Origin of the sequence: Pantoea sp. JKS000250, from assembly GCF_003201065.1 — a bacterium.
In the GTDB taxonomy this organism is placed as follows: Bacteria; Pseudomonadota; Gammaproteobacteria; order Enterobacterales; family Enterobacteriaceae; genus Pantoea; species Pantoea vagans.
Genome location: NZ_QICZ01000001.1, coordinates 181,157 through 197,232, shown reverse-complemented (window position 1 = coordinate 197,232; position 16,076 = coordinate 181,157). Strand labels below are relative to the sequence as shown.

The window sequence follows — 16,076 nt, the reverse complement described above, 5'->3', positions numbered from 1 at the left end:
ATCATCCCGCCCGGTCAATCCCCCGCTATAGTTATTGCCTGTCACGTCCGTCATAACACCATGGAGATAACATGAGCCAACTTTTTTCTTCTGTCTCACTGGGCGAACTTACGCTGGATAACCGCATTGTGATTGCGCCGATGTGCCAGTACTCCGCTGAAGCGGGTAATGCCACTGCCTGGCACCGTATCCATCTTGGTCAGCTCTCGTTTTCCGGCGCGGGTCTGATGATTATCGAAGCCACTGCCGTCGAGGACATTGGTCGTATCTCCCCCGGCGATTTGGGCTTATGGAATGATGACAATGAAGCTGCGCTGAAAACGGTGCTGGAAGATGTGCGCCGCTACTCCTCTATTCCGGTGGGTATTCAGCTGGGCCATGCGGGCCGCAAAGCGTCGTGCGCCGTGCCCTGGGAAGGCGGTAAGCAGATTGCGCCGGATGCCGGTGGCTGGCAGACCGTGGCGCCGTCAGCTGTGAGCTACAGCGAGGGTGAAGTGAAACCGCTGGCGATGAGCATTGACGATCTGCAGCGGGTAAAACAAGCCTTTGTCGACAGCGCCCATCGCGCGGTACGCCTGGGCATCGAGCTGATCGAAGTCCATGCCGCACACGGCTATCTGCTGCATCAGTTCCTGTCGCCGCTGTCGAATCAGCGCAGTGACGAATATGGTGGTTCGCTGGAAAACCGTATGCGCTTCCCGCTTGAGGTGTTCAAAGCCGTCCGTGAAGCCGTACCCGCGTCTGTGCCGGTAGGCGTGCGCATTTCCGCTACGGACTGGGTTGAAGGCGGCTGGGAAATTAAGCAGTCGATCGCTTTCTCACGTGAACTGGAAGCGCTGAACTGCGCTTATATCCACGTCTCAAGTGGGGGTCTGTCGGAAGATCAGAAAATCAGCGTCGGGCCAAACTATCAGGTGCCATTCTCTCGCGATATCCGCGAACAGGTGTTGATTCCGGTGATTGCGGTTGGCCTGATTACGGAACCGCAGCAGGCGGAGGGTGTGCTTCAGCAGGGAGATGCCGATCTGGTCGCTCTGGCGCGCGGTATTCTCTACGATCCACGCTGGCCATGGCACGCCGCGGCTGTGCTGGAAGGTAAAGTTCAGGTTCCGCCGCAGTATCTGCGCTCTGAACCGCACGATGTTAAAGGCATTCTGACGCAGGATCAGTAAGCTTTACGGGCAGAACGCATAGATGGCGCTCTGCCCGCTTTCTTATAAAATGCCTTTGAGTCGCAGATGCTGCAGCAGCATGATGGTTTTCGCATCCACAATCTCACCCTGGTCAATCGCCTGCAACGCCTGGTCGAAACCGATCTCCAGCACCTCGATATCTTCACCCTCTTCCGCTATTCCGCCGCCTTCACCGCTGCGCTGCTGGTCGTCATACTCAGCAATAAAGAAGTAGAGCTTCTCCGTCACCGAACCGGGGCTCATAAAGGCTTCAAACACCTTCTCAACGCGGCTGACGCGAAAACCCGTCTCCTCTTCCGCTTCAGCAACAATGCGCGCTTCCGGCGAGGCGTTATCCAGCAGGCCCGCGGCCGCTTCAATCAGAAATCCATCATGCCCGTTGAGGAAAACCGGAAAGCGAAACTGACGGGTCAGCACTACCGTGCGTTTGTCACGGTTGTAGAGCAGGATGACCGCGCCGTTGCCCCGGTCATACGCTTCACGGCTCTGCTCCTGCCACTGGCCATCACGGCGCAGCAGCGAGAAGGTATATTTCTTCAGGGTATACCAGTTATCTGACAGCAACTGCTCACTGATGATGCGCACACGGGATTGGTTCTGCTGCATGGTGCTCTCCAGGATAAGTAGACAGCCCACACGCTATCATGCAAAATCGTGCACATTCAAGAAAAAACACGCAAAGGAAAGAGATGCTATCCAGCCAGCGTAAACAGAAAATCCTTGCCCTGCTCGCTCAGGAAAAACAGGTGCAGTCGCGCGACCTCAGCCAGCGCTTCAACCTCTCTGAGGACTCTATCCGCCGTGACCTGCGTGAGCTGGCAGCGGAAGGTTTATTGCAGCGGGTGCATGGCGGTGCGCTGCCGGTTTCCGCTGCGCTGGGCACTTTTGAAACACGCAAAAGCGTGCAGACTGCGTCAAAGCAGGCCATTGCCCAAAAGGCGGTTTCGCTGATCCAGCCGGGACAGATCGTACTGATTGATGGCGGGACCACCAGCGCGGAACTGGTGCGACAGTTACCTGCAACGCTGAGCTTTACCGCCGTCACCCACAGTCCCAGCGTGGCGCTGGCATTAGCCGATCATCCACTGGTGGAGATCATACTGGTTGGCGGACAGCTCTATAAGCATTCAGTGGTGACCGTGGGCGCGGCGATGCTGGAGTCGATCAATCGCATTAATGCCGATCTCTTTTTTATGGGCGTTACCGGTGTGCATCCGGCTGCCGGACTGACTACCGGCAATTTCGAAGAGGCGACGGTGAAGCGTGCGCTGGCAGGACGTGCAGCCGAAACCGTGGTGCTGGCGTCAGCCGAAAAGCTGAATTCCGCCTCAGCGTTTGCCATTGGCGACTTGTCGCTGGCCAGCACGCTGGTTGTAGAAACGCAGCCGGACGACGCGCTGCAACAGGCGCTGAGCCAGCATAGCGTAACGATCATCTGAGATCGTAGCAGGCCTGCAAAGCCAGATGCGGGCCGGTCAGTGGTCGTCGGGGCGCGGGAAACTTTTGGGCAACCGGCGTCATTGAGCTTTGCGCCAGGGCCACCGCAACGGCGCCCTGCTGATACGCCTGCTCTGCGGCTGCCGCGATCAGGGCAAAATAGCGTGTTGTCTCCCCCGCTTTAAACGCCGCCCATGCGTCCTCCACTAGCGCAACCTCTGTCTGGCTGCCGGGCTGGCAGAAAAGCGCCCGCGTCGCCGCCAGCGTTGATTCTGCCGCACAGAGCGCCACCCTCGGCCCCGTATGACGCCGCAATGCCGCCGCTAACATGCCGTCGGTGCGCATGACCCGATCCTGCACGGAGAAATCATCGGCAACCGGTCCCAGCGTGGAACAGGTAATCAGTACGGCATCAAACTGCGGCAGCATTGCTTTGATCAGTTGCGCGATACGGCAGCGTAACTCCGCCGTCATCCCGCCGCTGCGTTCCGCCTCGGCCAGCAGCGAAGGCATCACCAGGTGATTTAGCGGCGAGCTGTCACGCTTAAGTCCGCTGGCGGCATCATCAAAGATCGCGATATTGCTGGCAGCGGTGTGGAAGCAAAGAATATTCAGGGTGAGTTCCTTTTCTGATGTATGCAGGGTCAGCGTGTGGGTTGCCACAAGCCATGCTGGATAACGACACGATAACCATCCTTGTCGATAAATGTCACGCCCCGCTGATCCCAGTAAGGATTAAAGGATGGCACCCTTTGGAAGCCTGCGTCATCCATACAGGTACAACGAAACAGCCAGTCTGGCTGGTGGGGAATGTAAAGCACCAGCAGATCGTCTTCCGTTGGCGATGGCCGGACGGGATGGGTATGACAGAGTGTGAATTCGAGATGCCAGCCCAATCCTTCCGCGCCCAGCATCACACCACTAAAACCCTGATGATCGGTAAACTCACCGATTTCCTGCAACCCCAGCCCGTGGCAATAGATCTGACTGCTTTGTTTCAGATCAGTCACAGGTCGGGCAATACGCAAATGCTGAGTAGTCATGGTTCTCTCCCTGTTCAGTTCACTGGTATTTATCACACTCTTCAGCGCTTCCTGTGATCCTGGATGCTAACAACCGCCCAGGCAGTTCCATCAAACGACCGTATTTGCAAATGACGCAAAATCCGCTTATCGCTCACAGCGCTAAATGCATTCCCGCTGCAGTCATCTACACTTTCCCGGTATTCATATGGCAATGCCCAGTGCATCGCCCGGCTATAAAAGGAAGACAATATGACTGAACAAGCAACCCAGAACCATGCCTGGTTACTGGCTTCACGCCCTCACGGTGAGCCGACCAAAGAGAATTTCCGCCATGTGGCGCAGCCCATCCCGGAAATCAAAGAAGGCGAAGTGCTGCTGAAGACTATCTACCTCTCACTCGATCCCTACATGCGTGGCCGGATGGACGACGGTAAATCTTACGCCGCGCCGGCAGAGCTGGATCAGCCAATGGTCGGTGGCACTGTCTGTCAGGTCGTCGAATCGAAAAACAGCAACTTTAAAACCGGTGACTGGGTGCTGGCGCAGAGTGGCTGGCAGGAATATGCCGTCTCCGATGGCAAAGAAATTGCGAAGCTGGGCAACGATCTGCCGCATCCGTCATGGGCGCTGGGCATTCTCGGCATGCCAGGCTTTACCGCCTATATGGGCCTGATGGATATCGGTCAGCCGAAAGCGGGTGAAACCCTGGTCGTCGCCGCGGCAACCGGTCCGGTAGGCGCAACAGTGGGTCAGTTAGGTAAGCAGAAAGGCTGTCGTGTCGTCGGTGTCGCGGGCGGAGAAGAGAAATGCCGTTACGCGGTCGATACGCTGGGCTTTGATGCCTGCCTCGATCACCACAGTGCCGACTTTGAAGAGCAGCTGAAAAACGCCTGCCCGGATGGCATCGATATCTATTTCGAAAATGTGGGTGGCAAAGTGTTTGATGCGGTATTCCCGCTGCTTAACACTGCCGCGCGTGTACCGGTCTGTGGCCTGGTCTCCGCTTACAGCCAGCGTGAACTGCCTGAAGGCCCGGACAGAACCTCACTGATCATGGCGGGCATTCTGAAGCGCCGTATCCGTATGCAGGGCTTTATCATCTTCCAGGATTACGGTGACCGTTATCCAGAGTTCCTGGAGGCGATGCGTCCTATGGTGGAGAGCAAAAAAATCCACTATCGCGAGCACATGATTGAAGGGTTAGAGAACGCACCACAGGCGTTTATCGATATGCTGAATGGCAAAAACTTCGGTAAAACCGTGGTGAACGTCGGCGCATAATGGTTAGCGTGCCACGTCACTGACGTGGCACGCTGCATTGAATGCAGTATCCCTATCCCCGCAGTACGACCTCTCTGGCCTCAGGCCCGCGCGTAACCCAAAGACTCTCCAGCAAATCAGGCACACCTGTCACTGACGACGTTTAGCAGTAAATGTATTCAGAAGGAAAAAAGTGAAGACGTGATATCGCACGAAAGTTAGCCTGGTGAGCGCGTAATAACGCTGAGCGCCAGGGCGGCGCTCAGCAGGTCATAATTACTTCAGACGGAACGCGACAACGCTGTCGCCCGCCGTGGTGCCAAGCGAGCCATGGCCGCCTGCGGCAATCACCACATACTGCTTACCATCTTTGCCCATAAAGGTTGATGGCGTGGCCTGTGCACCCGCGCTCAGTTCCGTCTGCCACAGCAGCTCACCGGTGGTGCTGTCGTAAGCACGGAAGAAGTTATCTGCCGTTGCGCCGTGGAACACCAGGTCACCCGCTGTCAGCAGCGGTCCGCCGTGCGCCACCATCCCCATCGGGAAACCGAGCGGGAAACGGCCAGGCAGGAAGCTGGTCTTGAGGTTTTTGGTGGTGCCAACGCGACGCAGCCATTCGGTTTTGCCGGTGGTCAGATCCACACCCACCATCCGTCCCCACGGTGGCGCGATGCAGGGAATACCCAGCCCCGATGCCATCTGCTGGATGTGGATAGCGTAGTCACCGTGGAAGTTCTCATTCCAGTACGGTGTGCCATCTTTGGTGAAGGTACGCTGAGTTTCGGTTTCCGGCGTGCGCTTGATCAGGTTGTACTTGTAGGCCAGGCGCACCGGTGCCGCAATCAGCATCTGGCGCTGTGGATCAACCGCCACGGAGCCCCAGTTAAACACCCCGATATTGCCCGGGAAGATCAGCGAGCCTTTCTCGGTTGGCGGCGTCCACGGGTTACCGTCATAACGCAGTTCACGGAAGGTCGTGCGGCAGGCCATCTGGTCAAACGGCGTAATGCCCCACATCGACTTCTCAGTCAGCGGCTGCGGAATGAAGTTCAGGCTGGAGACCGGCTGGGTCGCCGCGTACTGCTCTCCCTTAATGCCATCGGTAGAGACCTTAACCTGCTCTACCGGGTAAACCGGCTCACCGGTCAGGCGGTTCAGCACAAACAGGTTGCCGGTTTTGGTCGGCAGGATCACCGCCGGTTGCGGTTTGCCCTGATAGCTGATGTCTACCAGCGACGGCTGTGACGGGTTATCGCGATCCCACAGGTCGTGGTTCGAACTCTGATAACGCCATTTGAACGCACCGGTTTTCAGATCCAGCGCCACCAGCGCATCACGGAATTTTTCGGTATTGCTGGCAGGATCGCGTTCAATGCCGATTTCATCCGGCGAGGCGTTACCAAACGGCACATAGACCAGGCCGTTTTTCAGGTCGGCGCTCAGCGTAGCCCAGGCGACCGGGGTATCCTGCGGATAGGTTGCGCCTGCGGCGACCGGTGCGGTGTTATCCGGATTAGCCGGATCGAAGTTCCACACCAGACGACCCGTAACGGCATCATAGGCACGGATGACACCCGATGGGTTGCCGCTGTTGAAGCCGTTATCCATCACAGAACCGCCAACAATCACCAGATTGCCTGCCACCAGTGGTGCAGCAGTCTGCATCAGCGCATGCGGACGCACCTCGCCCATGTTGACGCGCAGGTTTACCACGCCGTTGTCACCAAATTCAGCACAGGGCTTGCCGGTGTCGGCATCCAGCGCCAGCAGGCGGGCATCGGTGGTCGCATTGAAGATACGTTTGCGGCAGATAGCCGGGGATGCGCCTGTCTGCTGCTCCGCCTGCTGACCGGCATCGAAGTAGCTCACGCCACGGCAGGTCTGGTGCTGCTGCAGATAAGAGCGGTTTTTATCCGGCGCTGTTTTCCACTTCACCGCACCGGTTTCCGGGTCAAGAGCATGAACCTCGTTGTGCGGCGTACAGAGGTAGAGCATGCCGTTGGCTTTCAACGGCGTCGCTTCAAAGGTGTACTCGGTTGCATCATCACCCTGACGCAGATCGCCGGTGTGATAGGTCCAGGCCACTTCCAGATCTTTAACGTTATCTTTAGTGATCTGCTTCAGTGCCGAGAAGCGCTGGCCATCTGTGGTCCCGCCATAGGCGTTCCACTCTTCAGCAGCACCGCCGGTCGCGGAACTGTTACGTTGGGTATTGATGGTGCCCTGTTGCGGCAGCGGATCGTAGAAGCAGAGGCCAGTCACCAGCAGCACCATCAGCACCACGGAGCCGCCAAGGAAAGGATGGAAGCGACGCTGTCCCTGATAGAGAGGACGAACCACCCACGGCAGAGCCAGCCAGACGCCCAGCACACCAAACAGGTCGCCGCGCGGGATCCACTGCCACTTATCGAAGCCCACTTCCCAGATCGTCCAGAACAGCGTTATCCACATCAGCAGCGCATAAAGCGTCAGTGCACTGCGTTTGTTCATCATCAGCAGAATCGCGCTGAGCAGAACGCCCACCCCCATCAACGCATAGAACGCGCTGCCTCCTGCAAGCAGAAGTTGTCCTCCCATGTAAATCAGGGCGATAGCAAATATCACCATGATTACACTGGTTATTTTATTTATCATGATCCATCCTCGGGTCATTAGCGGTCATCAGAAAGTTAAACTGGAAACATAAATTCAACGAGATCTTAACTTACGTGAGAAATATGTAAAAACGTGTATAAGCGTAACCCATTAAAAATATTTATTAAAAATGTCGACTTCAGGGGCGCTGAGACTGCTTTATTTACTTTCCTAAGGGGCAAATACGCGATATTCATCACAAAAAATTAACGATAGGCCGGGAGTTATCGCACCTTTTGTTCAAAGGCGAATAATTAACAGACCGGCCGCGCTTCATGAACGCCAGCTTAAGGGTGAGCAGACAGGGATAACGAGTGTCAAATAAGCATAATGGTTTATTAACCCGGTTCTGCAACAACTCTTAATGCTAAAATCAGAAAACTTAGTGCGCAGCTGTTTTAAACCGTCCGGTTATAAGTGCTCATGCGGTTTCAATGATTTTCAGATTATTAACTCGGGCAATTGACTTTGCTCTGCCATTATTTTTTAGCGCTGCCTTCAGCAAGGAATAGATTAATAATGAAAGGGATCCTGCTGAATAAAACGTTTTAAGATATTCCGTAGCCCGACCCGACTTTTATCTGTGATATATATCATCACTCTTATAAAAATTTATCCGGCCAGCAGGCGGTTTTTTCACTGGCAGCAATAACCCAAGGCTAACTATGTCCGCACTTCATGCTATTTACCGCAAGTTTCGTTTCCCGTTTAAATTTATTAATGCGGCCATTCGCTATCCTGCCGCTCAGGCACGGGTTAAACGTTATTCCGTCATGTCGATAGAAGAAACTATCGATCTGCTGTTACATAAACCGCAATTATCACTGGCCCGTTACGGCGACGGGGAACTGGAGATGACCTGGTATAAAAACATTGGTTTTCAGCCTTTTGACCCAAAACTGTCGGCAAGGCTTAAGGCGCTGCTGCTGCAGGCGCCCCAGGACAACCCGAACTGTCTGATTTGCCTGCCAGATGCTTTTCGCACCACCCGCAATATGAAAAATGGATCGGCCCTGTTCTGGTTCTTCCATAAATCATTTTACTTTAAACATTATGATGCTCTGCTGAATCATCAGTACCAGTATGGCAATACCTCCGTTACACGCCCTTATCACGATTATAAAAGCAAACAATTATCCAGAACGATATTCGATAAATTTAAACTGCTCTACCAGGGTCGCCGGATATTAATTGTTGAAGGCAGTGGCACACGTCTGGGATTAGGCAATAATTTACTGGAGGGGGCTAGTGAAATTAAACGCATTACGACGCTGAACCGTAATGCTTTTTCCGTTTATGATCGTCTCTTCGATACGGTATTAGCGAATGCAGTCAACTTTGACCTGGTCTTAATTTCTTTAGGCCCGACGGCAACCGTGCTGGCGTATGATTTAAGTCAGCGCGGAATTCGCTGTATTGATAGCGGCCATGTCGACATTGAATATGAGTGGATGCTGGCCAGTGCCACCAGCAAAGTAAAAGTGGCAGGAAAAAATGTTAATGAAGCGGGCGTACTGCTGAGTGAACAGACAACCGTCGCTGATGCGACATATCAGCGGCAGATTTTGCAGCACGTTGGCGAAACGCCACAGGATAAAACCATGGCGGAAACGGAAATGGTGGTTATCCCGCTGCCCCACGTCAGCAGCACGCATCATAACGCCGCCTGAGGTTCACCATCAGCAGGCAATGACTGCACCGCATTGATGCGCAGGCGAATAATTAGCGGGATCAGTTAACCCGTTAAGCGCAGGCTCAGCAGCCCGCAGCCTCTGTCAGCCCGGGTTTTGCCGGATGAACCTCTTTTCCGGCATTAATCTTGCTTCGGCTCTCCTGAGAAACTTAATCAGGAGACGTGAGATGACATCCAGCCGTTACCGTTACACCATATTTTCACTGCTGTTCCTGATCGCCCTGATCAACTACATCGATCGCGGCGCCCTGTCGTTTGCGGCCAACGCCATTGCGGCGGAATACCACTTCAGCAAAGTCCAGCTCGGCGCGGTGCTGGGTTACTTTGGCTTCGGTTATCTGTTTGGTTCGCTGTGTGGCGGCTTCCTTGCCGACCGGATTGGCACGAAGAAAGTCTGGCTGCTGGCTGGTGTGCTCTGGTCGTTGCTGGAGATCGCCACCGCCTGGGCCGGTGAACTGGGCATGGCGCTGTTTGGCGGCTCCGCCATTATGGGCTTTGCGGCCCTGCGCATCCTGTTTGGTTTTTCTGAAGGCCCGGCCTATGCGCTGATGAACAAGGCGATTGCCCACTGGGCACCCGACAACGAGCGCGGCTTTGCGCTGGGCATTGGCCTGCTCTCAACCCAGGTTGGCGCGCTGCTGACCGCCCCGATTGCGGTTGGCCTGCTGCTGCTGACCCAAGACTGGCGCATGATGTTTATCCTGCTCGGAGTGTTCTCCCTGCTGGCGATGGCGCTGTTTGCCCGCACCTTCAGCGACAGCCCGGAAAAGAGCCCTCACACCAATACCGCTGAACGCACACTGATCCAGCGCGGTCAGCGCCGCAGCGCAGGCGACAGCGTCTCCCTGCCCTGGTGGCGCTTCTTTACCAGCCGCACGCTGGTCTGCAACGCGCTGGGCTACTTCTCTTTCCTCTACATCACCTTTACCCTGGTGACCTGGATGCCGAAGTATCTGCAGGATAATTTCCATTATGACCTGCACTCGCTGTGGTACGTGGCCATGATCCCGTGGAGTGGCGCCTGCATCACCGTGCTGCTGGGCGGCCGTATTGCCGATGCCCTGCTGGCCCGCTTCAACAACCTGCGGCTGGCGCGCAATCTGTTTGCGGCGGTCACGCTGTGCGGCACCGCCTGCTGCTTTATGGCGATCCCCTACGTGCAGTCGGCCGCCGGGATTATCGCACTGATGACGCTGGGCAATGCGCTGAATGCGCTGGTGAATAATGTCTACTGGTCGGTAGTGATTGATGTCACCCCGAAAGCGTCGGTCGGCACCTACAGCGGCATGACGCTGGCCATAGCCAACCTGGCGGCAATTATCTCTCCGATGCTCTGCGGCTGGCTGGCGGAATATTACGGTTACAACGCGATGTTTACCGTCACTGCAGTCATCGCCTTCGGTAGCATGCTGGCGATGACGCTGCTGCAGCCAGAAAAGCCACTGGTGGCCGAAGCACAGACTGGCGCGGCGGATGTTTCGGCGGCGTAATCTCAGGCAGGAAGATTCCCTGGCATGACGGATTGCGGCTTAGCCTGACACCCTGCCGATCACACATTCAACCCGGAACAAAAGCCGCCTTTCATGGCGGCTTTTACCTTTTCACATAGCGGTATAGATTGACTGTTCAGGTCTGCCACGACGATCCCAGCGGCTGGCGAATAGCCATAACAGCGCCGTCGCAAACCAGCCGATGATCCACGAGACATCATTGCCGGCAAAAATCCAGGTCAGCGAGCCATGGTGCAGCGGATTATCAATAAACGGCAGTTGCACCACCACCCCCAGGAAATAGACGGTGATACCGGCCAGATTCCAGCGTCCATAGCGTCCATCCGGCTGAGACAGCGCAGGGACATCGACCCTGCCTTTGGTGATCAGATAGAAATCGGTCAGGCTGATCGCGCTCCAGGGCACAAAGAAAGCCAGCAGGAAGAGCAGGAAGTGGGTGAAGGATTTCAGGAAGGCCGGTTCACTGAGCAGAGCAATGACGCAGGCCAGCGCCACCATCAGCACCACAAACAGAATGCGTGCGCCCCGACTCAGCGTGGTTTGCTGCCGGAAGCCAGATACGATGGTCGTCAGTGACATAAAACTGCCGTACGCATTCAGCGTGGTAAAGGTGATTTTTCCAAAGCAAATTGCGAAATAAATCACCATCGCCATAGTCGCCGTGCTGCCCATGCTCACGATGTAACCCACCTCATTACCTGCAAACGCACTACCGGCAATAGCCGCGACGATCACCCCCAGCGTCATTGAAGCCTGCGTACCAAGCACGGTGCCGAAAAAGACCGCGCTGAACAGTTTCTTTGCAGAGACATCAGCTGGCAAATAGCGCGAATAGTCCGAGACGTAGGGACAGAAGGCAATCTGCCATGACGAAGAAAGAGAGACCGCCAGCAGGAAATTCGCCACGGTAAAGTGCTTATTCTGCCAGACGGCGGATAAGTCATGCGCAGAGAACAGCGTGATGAACAGATAAGCAAAGGCTAAAACGCCGATAATGCTCGCTACTTTCCCCAGCTGATGTATGACGCGATAGCCCAGCACCGCAATGATCACGATGAGGATGCTGAACAGGATCATCCCGGCTGAATTGCTGACATGGATAAGTTTAGCCAGCGCCTGTCCCGCTAACACTGTCCCGCTGGCTGAAAACCCCACATACATCATGCAAACCAGTACCAGCGGAATAACGGCACCAAAGACGCCAAACTGCATACGGCTGGTGATCATCTGCGGTAAACCCAGGCGCGGTCCCTGGATAGCATGCAAAGACATGATCGCTGCACCCAGAATCTGACCCACCAGTAAGCCGATTAGCGACCATACAACGTCGCCACCCAGCACCACGGCCAGCGCACCCGTGACAATGGCCGTGATCTGCAGGTTGCCTCCAAACCAGAGCGTAAACTGGCTAAAGGGATGGCCATGGCGTTCGCGCAACGGGATGTAATCAATGGAACGGGTTTCTGACAGACGCTGTTTCTCTGCGCCTGCATAATCTGCTACAGATGTTTTGACCGACATAGATTCCTCGCTGAAACAGTGAGAGACGCATTAACTGAAAAGGTGAAGTGCCCGGTTCAGGGTTGAAGATACATGTCTATACAATCAGCGAGAATGTCATGCGCATCGGCAAGTTACAAGACAACCTGTCATTGGAAAATGTGATGATACCGACAGGCTGACAATGATGATCGGGATCGCGCGGAGTGTCAGGCCTGCCAGATTCAGAGAGTGCAGAGGCGTAAATCCTCTGACAGTTAACCTTCAGCGACTACCCGCTGGCGATGACAGTCCGCCGGGTCCAGTTTTTGCCCCGTTGAGGAACAGACCTCCAGGCGCGGCAGCGGCTTGCCTTCTGCATTATCCAGAAGCACCGAGTGCGTCTCACCCTTCTCAAACAGATAGCGCTCGCCCCACTGGCGCATAGCAACTACCACCGGAAACAGCGCACGGCCTCTCTCAGTCAGGACATATTCGTTATAGGCGCTGCCATCGGAGACTGGCGCAATCTCAAATACCCCCATCTCCACCAGCTGCTTCAGGCGCGACGCCAGGATATTTTTTGCCAGCCCCAGATTGCGCTGAAACTCACTGAACCGGCGGACGTCATCAAAGGCTTCACGCACGATCATCATGCACCAGCGTTCCCCAATTGATTCCAGGGTTCTGGCAACCGGACACTCACTGGTTCTCAGGGATTCCTGCTTAGCCATGTTTTCTCTCACTTTGCCTGTCTGATGAAGCCAGCTTAGCCAGCCGGAAAAGAAGTTGCAAAAAAAAACCACCCTGGTTAATGATATTGCCAATCCAGTTTCAAATAAAAACCAGAAGGTGTAAGCATGACCACGACTACATGCAAGGTTCAGGAAGCCGATCCACCGCCAGCCGCGCTGTCGACGCGGATGATATTTTTGTTCTCACTTACCTCTGGGCTGGCAGTCGCCAATGTTTACTCGGCGCAGCCATTGCTGGAATCGATAGCCGCCAGCCTGAATGTTTCCCCCGGCAGCATTGGCGCTGTGGTGACGGCCACGCAGATCGGTTACGCCATCGGGCTAATTTTTCTGGTGCCGCTGGGCGACTGCGTGAATCGCAAAAAACTGGTGGTTATCCAGCTACTGCTTTCCGTGCTGGCATTAACCGCCGCGGCTTTCGCGCCCGATCTTATGACGCTGCTGGGCGCGATGCTGCTGGTGGGGTTGATGGCAGTGGTCACACAGCTGATGGTGGCCTGGGCCGCCATGCTGGCATCGCCCGCGCAGCGCGGGCGGGTGGTCGGCAGCGTGACCAGCGGCATCGTGATCGGCATCCTGCTGGCGCGCTTTGTTTCAGGGATGATTGCCGATCTGGCGGGCTGGCGCGCGGTCTTTCTGACAGCCGCCTGCCTGATGCTGCTGATCTCGCTGGTACTCGTAAAAGTGCTGCCCGCCTCAACCGGCCAGACGCAGCGCACCGCTTACCCGCTGCTGTTACTGTCAGTTTTGCGGCTATTCCGTTCAGAACCCCAACTGCGCAAACGTGGCATCCTGGCGCTGCTGATTTTCGCAGCCTTCAGTATGCTCTGGTCCTCAATGGTGCTGCCGCTGACCGCCCTGTCACTGTCACACACTCAGACCGGGATGTTCGGACTGGCGGGCCTGGCCGGTGCCCTGGCGGCCACCAGAGCAGGCGCCTGGGCTGACCGGGGATGGGGCCAGCGTGCCACCGGCTTAGCCCTGGTGCTGCTGACCCTCTCCTGGCTGCCGATAGTCGCACTTCAAAGTTCGCTACTGCTGCTGGTTTTCGGGGTGATCCTGCTCGATTTCGCTGTTCAGACAGTGCACGTGATTAATCAGAGCCTGCTCGTCACTGCCCGCCCCGAAGCGGCCAGTCGTCTGGTCGGTGCGTACATGTGCTTTTACTCGCTGGGCAGTGCGCTGGGGGCCATCGTGGCGACTCAGCTTTACACCCTCTGGGGATGGCATGCCGTCTGCTATGCCGGTGCCGCAGTCAGCGCCTCAGCCTTTCTTTGCTGGTATGGAGCACGTCAATCATGAAATTATCGCATCTGCTACTCGCCGTGCTGATCACCGCCATCTGGGGCGTAAACTTTTCCGTTATCAAACTCGGGCTGCATGCGGTCGATCCCTTTATCCTGGCGGGCATCCGCTTTACGCTCTGCGCCCTGCCCGCACTGTTCTTTATCAGGAAACCGGACGTGCCGTGGCGCTACCTGATCAGCTACGGCCTGGTCTTCGGAATCGGTCTGTGGGGGCTGGTGAATCTGGGGATTAAAACCGGGCTGTCGGCGGGCATCGCTTCGCTGCTGTTGCAGTTCAGTGCCTTTTTCACCCTGCTGCTGGGTGGCTGGGTATTCAGAGAGCGTCTCAGCCGCTATCAGGTCGCCGGATGTCTGCTGGCCTGCGCCGGTCTGCTGAGCATTTTCTTTATTACCGATGGCTCGGTGACGTTCTTCGGCATGCTGCTGGTGCTGGCAGGCGCGATCGCCTGGAGCATTGCTAACATGATCAACAAAAAAGCGGCGACCCGGCAGGTGTTTGCGTTTCTGGTCTGGTCGAGCGCCTTTGCACCCATCCCGCTCTTCCTGCTGGACGGGCTGGTCAATGGCAGCACGGGCTATCATGCGCTGTTCACGCAGCTGGATATGAAAGCGGTGTTATCGATACTGTTTCAGGTCTATCCCAACACCCTGCTGGGTTACTGGGTGTGGAACTGGCTGCTGAAACAGTATCCGGTCTCCACGGTGGCGCCGCTGTCGCTGCTGGTGCCAGTGTTCGGCATTCTGGGCTCAGTGGCGATATTTGGCGAAACGGTTTCAGCTCAGAAAATCGTCGCGCTGGTGCTGATCGTCGCCGGGCTGGCGGTGGGACTTTATGGGCAGCGGATCGTGCGCTTTATCGGCGTCCGAACCGGCTGACGTTGAGATAATTATTCCCCGTGCCGCTGGCAGAACGCGTCGATGTCGCCGTGCTGAAAGTCAGGCAGATTCGCGAGCAGTTTCTCCAGTGGCCAGTTCCACCAGGCAATGCGCTGCAGGCGGGCGGCAATCGCAGGCGTAAACCGGACCCGCAATGGCCGGGCCGGAACACCGCCCACCACGCTGTAGGGCGCAACGTTTTTGGTTACGACTGCGCCCGCGGCCAGCACCGCACCATCGCCAATAGTCACGCCGGGCAGCACAATCACGCCGTGCCCGATCCAGACATCATTGCCGATCACCACCCGGTCGGCACGACGGGCAGCAAAGAAGCCCTGATCGCGCCGCGCATCGGGATGGTAATACTCCGGGCAGTAGGTAAAGCGATGCTGCGAAGCGCGGTCCATCGGATGATTCGGCGCACCAATCCGCACCTGATTGGCAATGGCGCAGAAACGTCCCACCTGGGTGTCGGCCAGACAGCAGTGCTCACCCACATAGGAGAAGTCACCTAGCTCGCTGTATTCCAGCACGCTGTGCGCCAGGATCTCGCACTGCTGACCCACGGTGGTTTCCCGCATCCGTACACTGTCATCAATCCAGGTATGGGCTAATCGGGCAGGCATAACGGCGGCAATGGACATATTACTCCCTGTCAGGATAAGCAGCACCCCGGCGGCGTGCTTTTGCCGCACCACTTTACCCGCCTTTAATGACAGAGAATTGACACAGAAAAAAGGCGGAGTGGTTAGCTCCGCCTTGTTTCAAGTTCCGGTTAACCTGCGTGACCGGTCAGTTGCATAAGGGCAACGATGATCTGCAAGATGACCCGGATAAGATCCAGAATCAGCTTAGTCAGTTCCATCACTTTCCTTCTCCTTTTTCAGGAGCGCGCTATTCGGCAAC

General features: G+C 56.1%; 14 protein-coding genes. 7 read left to right on the top strand and 7 right to left on the bottom strand.

The window, feature by feature from the left end:
* Positions 1-71: 71 nt before the first annotated feature.
* Positions 72-1,172, top strand: coding sequence for an NADH:flavin oxidoreductase/NADH oxidase (locus BY447_RS01110; RefSeq protein ID WP_110330277.1), 1,101 nt, complete (start codon positions 72-74; stop codon positions 1,170-1,172).
* Between the two features lie 42 nt (positions 1,173-1,214).
* Here the strand turns inward: BY447_RS01110 and BY447_RS01105 are convergent, their stop codons facing one another.
* A complete protein-coding gene (locus BY447_RS01105; protein ID WP_033783097.1) occupies positions 1,215-1,799 on the bottom strand; it encodes an NUDIX domain-containing protein in 585 nt (194 codons plus the stop codon).
* An 83-nt stretch (positions 1,800-1,882) separates the two neighbouring features.
* Between BY447_RS01105 and BY447_RS01100 the strand changes: the two genes are divergently transcribed.
* Positions 1,883-2,632 carry a DeoR/GlpR family DNA-binding transcription regulator gene (locus BY447_RS01100; RefSeq protein ID WP_110330276.1) on the top strand — a complete coding sequence of 250 codons (750 nt, stop codon included), beginning with the start codon at positions 1,883-1,885 and terminating at the stop codon, positions 2,630-2,632.
* Here the strand turns inward: BY447_RS01100 and BY447_RS01095 are convergent.
* Both BY447_RS01095 and BY447_RS01090 read right to left on the bottom strand, forming a co-directional pair.
* Entirely contained in the window at positions 2,625-3,293 is a 669-nt protein-coding gene (locus tag BY447_RS01095; RefSeq protein WP_323859475.1) for a glutamate racemase, read from the bottom strand. The two genes, BY447_RS01100 and BY447_RS01095, sit on opposite strands and share 8 nt — an antisense overlap.
* Positions 3,275-3,673, bottom strand: coding sequence for a VOC family protein (locus BY447_RS01090; protein ID WP_072008957.1), 399 nt, complete (start codon positions 3,671-3,673; stop codon positions 3,275-3,277). The genes BY447_RS01095 and BY447_RS01090 overlap by 19 nt, the downstream gene beginning before the upstream one ends.
* Before the next feature lie 231 nt (positions 3,674-3,904).
* On the opposite strand from BY447_RS01090, the gene BY447_RS01085 reads away from it, so the two are divergent.
* Positions 3,905-4,936 carry an NADP-dependent oxidoreductase gene (locus BY447_RS01085; RefSeq protein WP_033783094.1) on the top strand — a complete coding sequence of 344 codons (1,032 nt, stop codon included), beginning with the start codon at positions 3,905-3,907 and terminating at the stop codon, positions 4,934-4,936.
* A gap of 255 nt (positions 4,937-5,191) precedes the next feature.
* On the opposite strand, the gene BY447_RS01080 is transcribed toward BY447_RS01085, so the two are convergent.
* Positions 5,192-7,549: a membrane-bound PQQ-dependent dehydrogenase, glucose/quinate/shikimate family gene (locus tag BY447_RS01080; protein ID WP_110330275.1), complete on the bottom strand. Its 2,358-nt coding sequence runs from the start codon at positions 7,547-7,549 to the stop codon at positions 5,192-5,194.
* Between the two features lie 665 nt (positions 7,550-8,214).
* On the opposite strand from BY447_RS01080, the gene BY447_RS01075 reads away from it, so the two are divergent.
* Together BY447_RS01075 and BY447_RS01070 are read left to right on the top strand one after the other, a co-directional pair.
* Entirely contained in the window at positions 8,215-9,219 is a 1,005-nt protein-coding gene (locus BY447_RS01075; protein ID WP_110330274.1) for a GT-D fold domain-containing glycosyltransferase, read from the top strand.
* A gap of 190 nt (positions 9,220-9,409) precedes the next feature.
* A complete protein-coding gene (locus tag BY447_RS01070; RefSeq protein ID WP_110330273.1) occupies positions 9,410-10,732 on the top strand; it encodes an MFS transporter in 1,323 nt (440 codons plus the stop codon).
* Positions 10,733-10,843: 111 nt separating this feature from the next.
* On the opposite strand, the gene BY447_RS01065 is transcribed toward BY447_RS01070, so the two are convergent.
* Positions 10,844-12,274, bottom strand: a complete 1,431-nt coding sequence (locus BY447_RS01065; protein WP_110330272.1) for a purine-cytosine permease family protein — start codon at positions 12,272-12,274, stop codon at positions 10,844-10,846.
* Positions 12,275-12,510: 236 nt separating this feature from the next.
* Complete coding sequence (locus BY447_RS01060; RefSeq protein ID WP_110330271.1) at positions 12,511-12,966, bottom strand: winged helix-turn-helix transcriptional regulator; 456 nt, start codon at positions 12,964-12,966, stop codon at positions 12,511-12,513.
* Between the two features lie 126 nt (positions 12,967-13,092).
* Here BY447_RS01060 and BY447_RS01055 point away from each other — a divergent pair, with 126 nt between their 5' ends.
* Both BY447_RS01055 and BY447_RS01050 read left to right on the top strand, forming a co-directional pair.
* The gene (locus BY447_RS01055; RefSeq protein WP_110330270.1) at positions 13,093-14,289 is read left to right on the top strand and encodes an MFS transporter; all 1,197 of its coding nucleotides are present in this window, start codon (positions 13,093-13,095) and stop codon (positions 14,287-14,289) included.
* Positions 14,286-15,170 (top strand): EamA family transporter, encoded by an 885-nt coding sequence (locus BY447_RS01050; protein WP_110330269.1) that lies wholly within the window; start codon positions 14,286-14,288, stop codon positions 15,168-15,170. Before BY447_RS01055 ends, BY447_RS01050 begins: the two co-directional genes overlap by 4 nt.
* An 11-nt stretch (positions 15,171-15,181) precedes the next feature.
* Here the strand turns inward: BY447_RS01050 and BY447_RS01045 are convergent, their stop codons facing one another.
* Positions 15,182-15,814, bottom strand: coding sequence for a DapH/DapD/GlmU-related protein (locus BY447_RS01045; protein WP_095707211.1), 633 nt, complete (start codon positions 15,812-15,814; stop codon positions 15,182-15,184).
* Positions 15,815-16,076 lie beyond the last annotated feature (262 nt).

Bases quoted from the DNA above. Each gene is read 5' to 3' on its own strand.
- BY447_RS01110 (WP_110330277.1), top strand. From the start codon at position 72: ATGAGCCAACTTTTTTCTTCTGTCTCACTGGGCGAACTTACGCTGGAT.
- BY447_RS01105 (WP_033783097.1), bottom strand. From the start codon at position 1,799: ATGCAGCAGAACCAATCCCGTGTGCGCATCATCAGTGAGCAGTTGCTG.
- BY447_RS01100 (WP_110330276.1), top strand. From the start codon at position 1,883: ATGCTATCCAGCCAGCGTAAACAGAAAATCCTTGCCCTGCTCGCTCAG.
- BY447_RS01090 (WP_072008957.1), bottom strand. From the start codon at position 3,673: ATGACTACTCAGCATTTGCGTATTGCCCGACCTGTGACTGATCTGAAA.
- BY447_RS01085 (WP_033783094.1), top strand. From the start codon at position 3,905: ATGACTGAACAAGCAACCCAGAACCATGCCTGGTTACTGGCTTCACGC.
- BY447_RS01080 (WP_110330275.1), bottom strand. From the start codon at position 7,549: ATGATAAATAAAATAACCAGTGTAATCATGGTGATATTTGCTATCGCC.
- BY447_RS01075 (WP_110330274.1), top strand. From the start codon at position 8,215: ATGTCCGCACTTCATGCTATTTACCGCAAGTTTCGTTTCCCGTTTAAA.
- BY447_RS01070 (WP_110330273.1), top strand. From the start codon at position 9,410: ATGACATCCAGCCGTTACCGTTACACCATATTTTCACTGCTGTTCCTG.
- BY447_RS01065 (WP_110330272.1), bottom strand. From the start codon at position 12,274: ATGTCGGTCAAAACATCTGTAGCAGATTATGCAGGCGCAGAGAAACAG.
- BY447_RS01060 (WP_110330271.1), bottom strand. From the start codon at position 12,966: ATGGCTAAGCAGGAATCCCTGAGAACCAGTGAGTGTCCGGTTGCCAGA.
- BY447_RS01055 (WP_110330270.1), top strand. From the start codon at position 13,093: ATGACCACGACTACATGCAAGGTTCAGGAAGCCGATCCACCGCCAGCC.
- BY447_RS01050 (WP_110330269.1), top strand. From the start codon at position 14,286: ATGAAATTATCGCATCTGCTACTCGCCGTGCTGATCACCGCCATCTGG.
- BY447_RS01045 (WP_095707211.1), bottom strand. From the start codon at position 15,814: ATGTCCATTGCCGCCGTTATGCCTGCCCGATTAGCCCATACCTGGATT.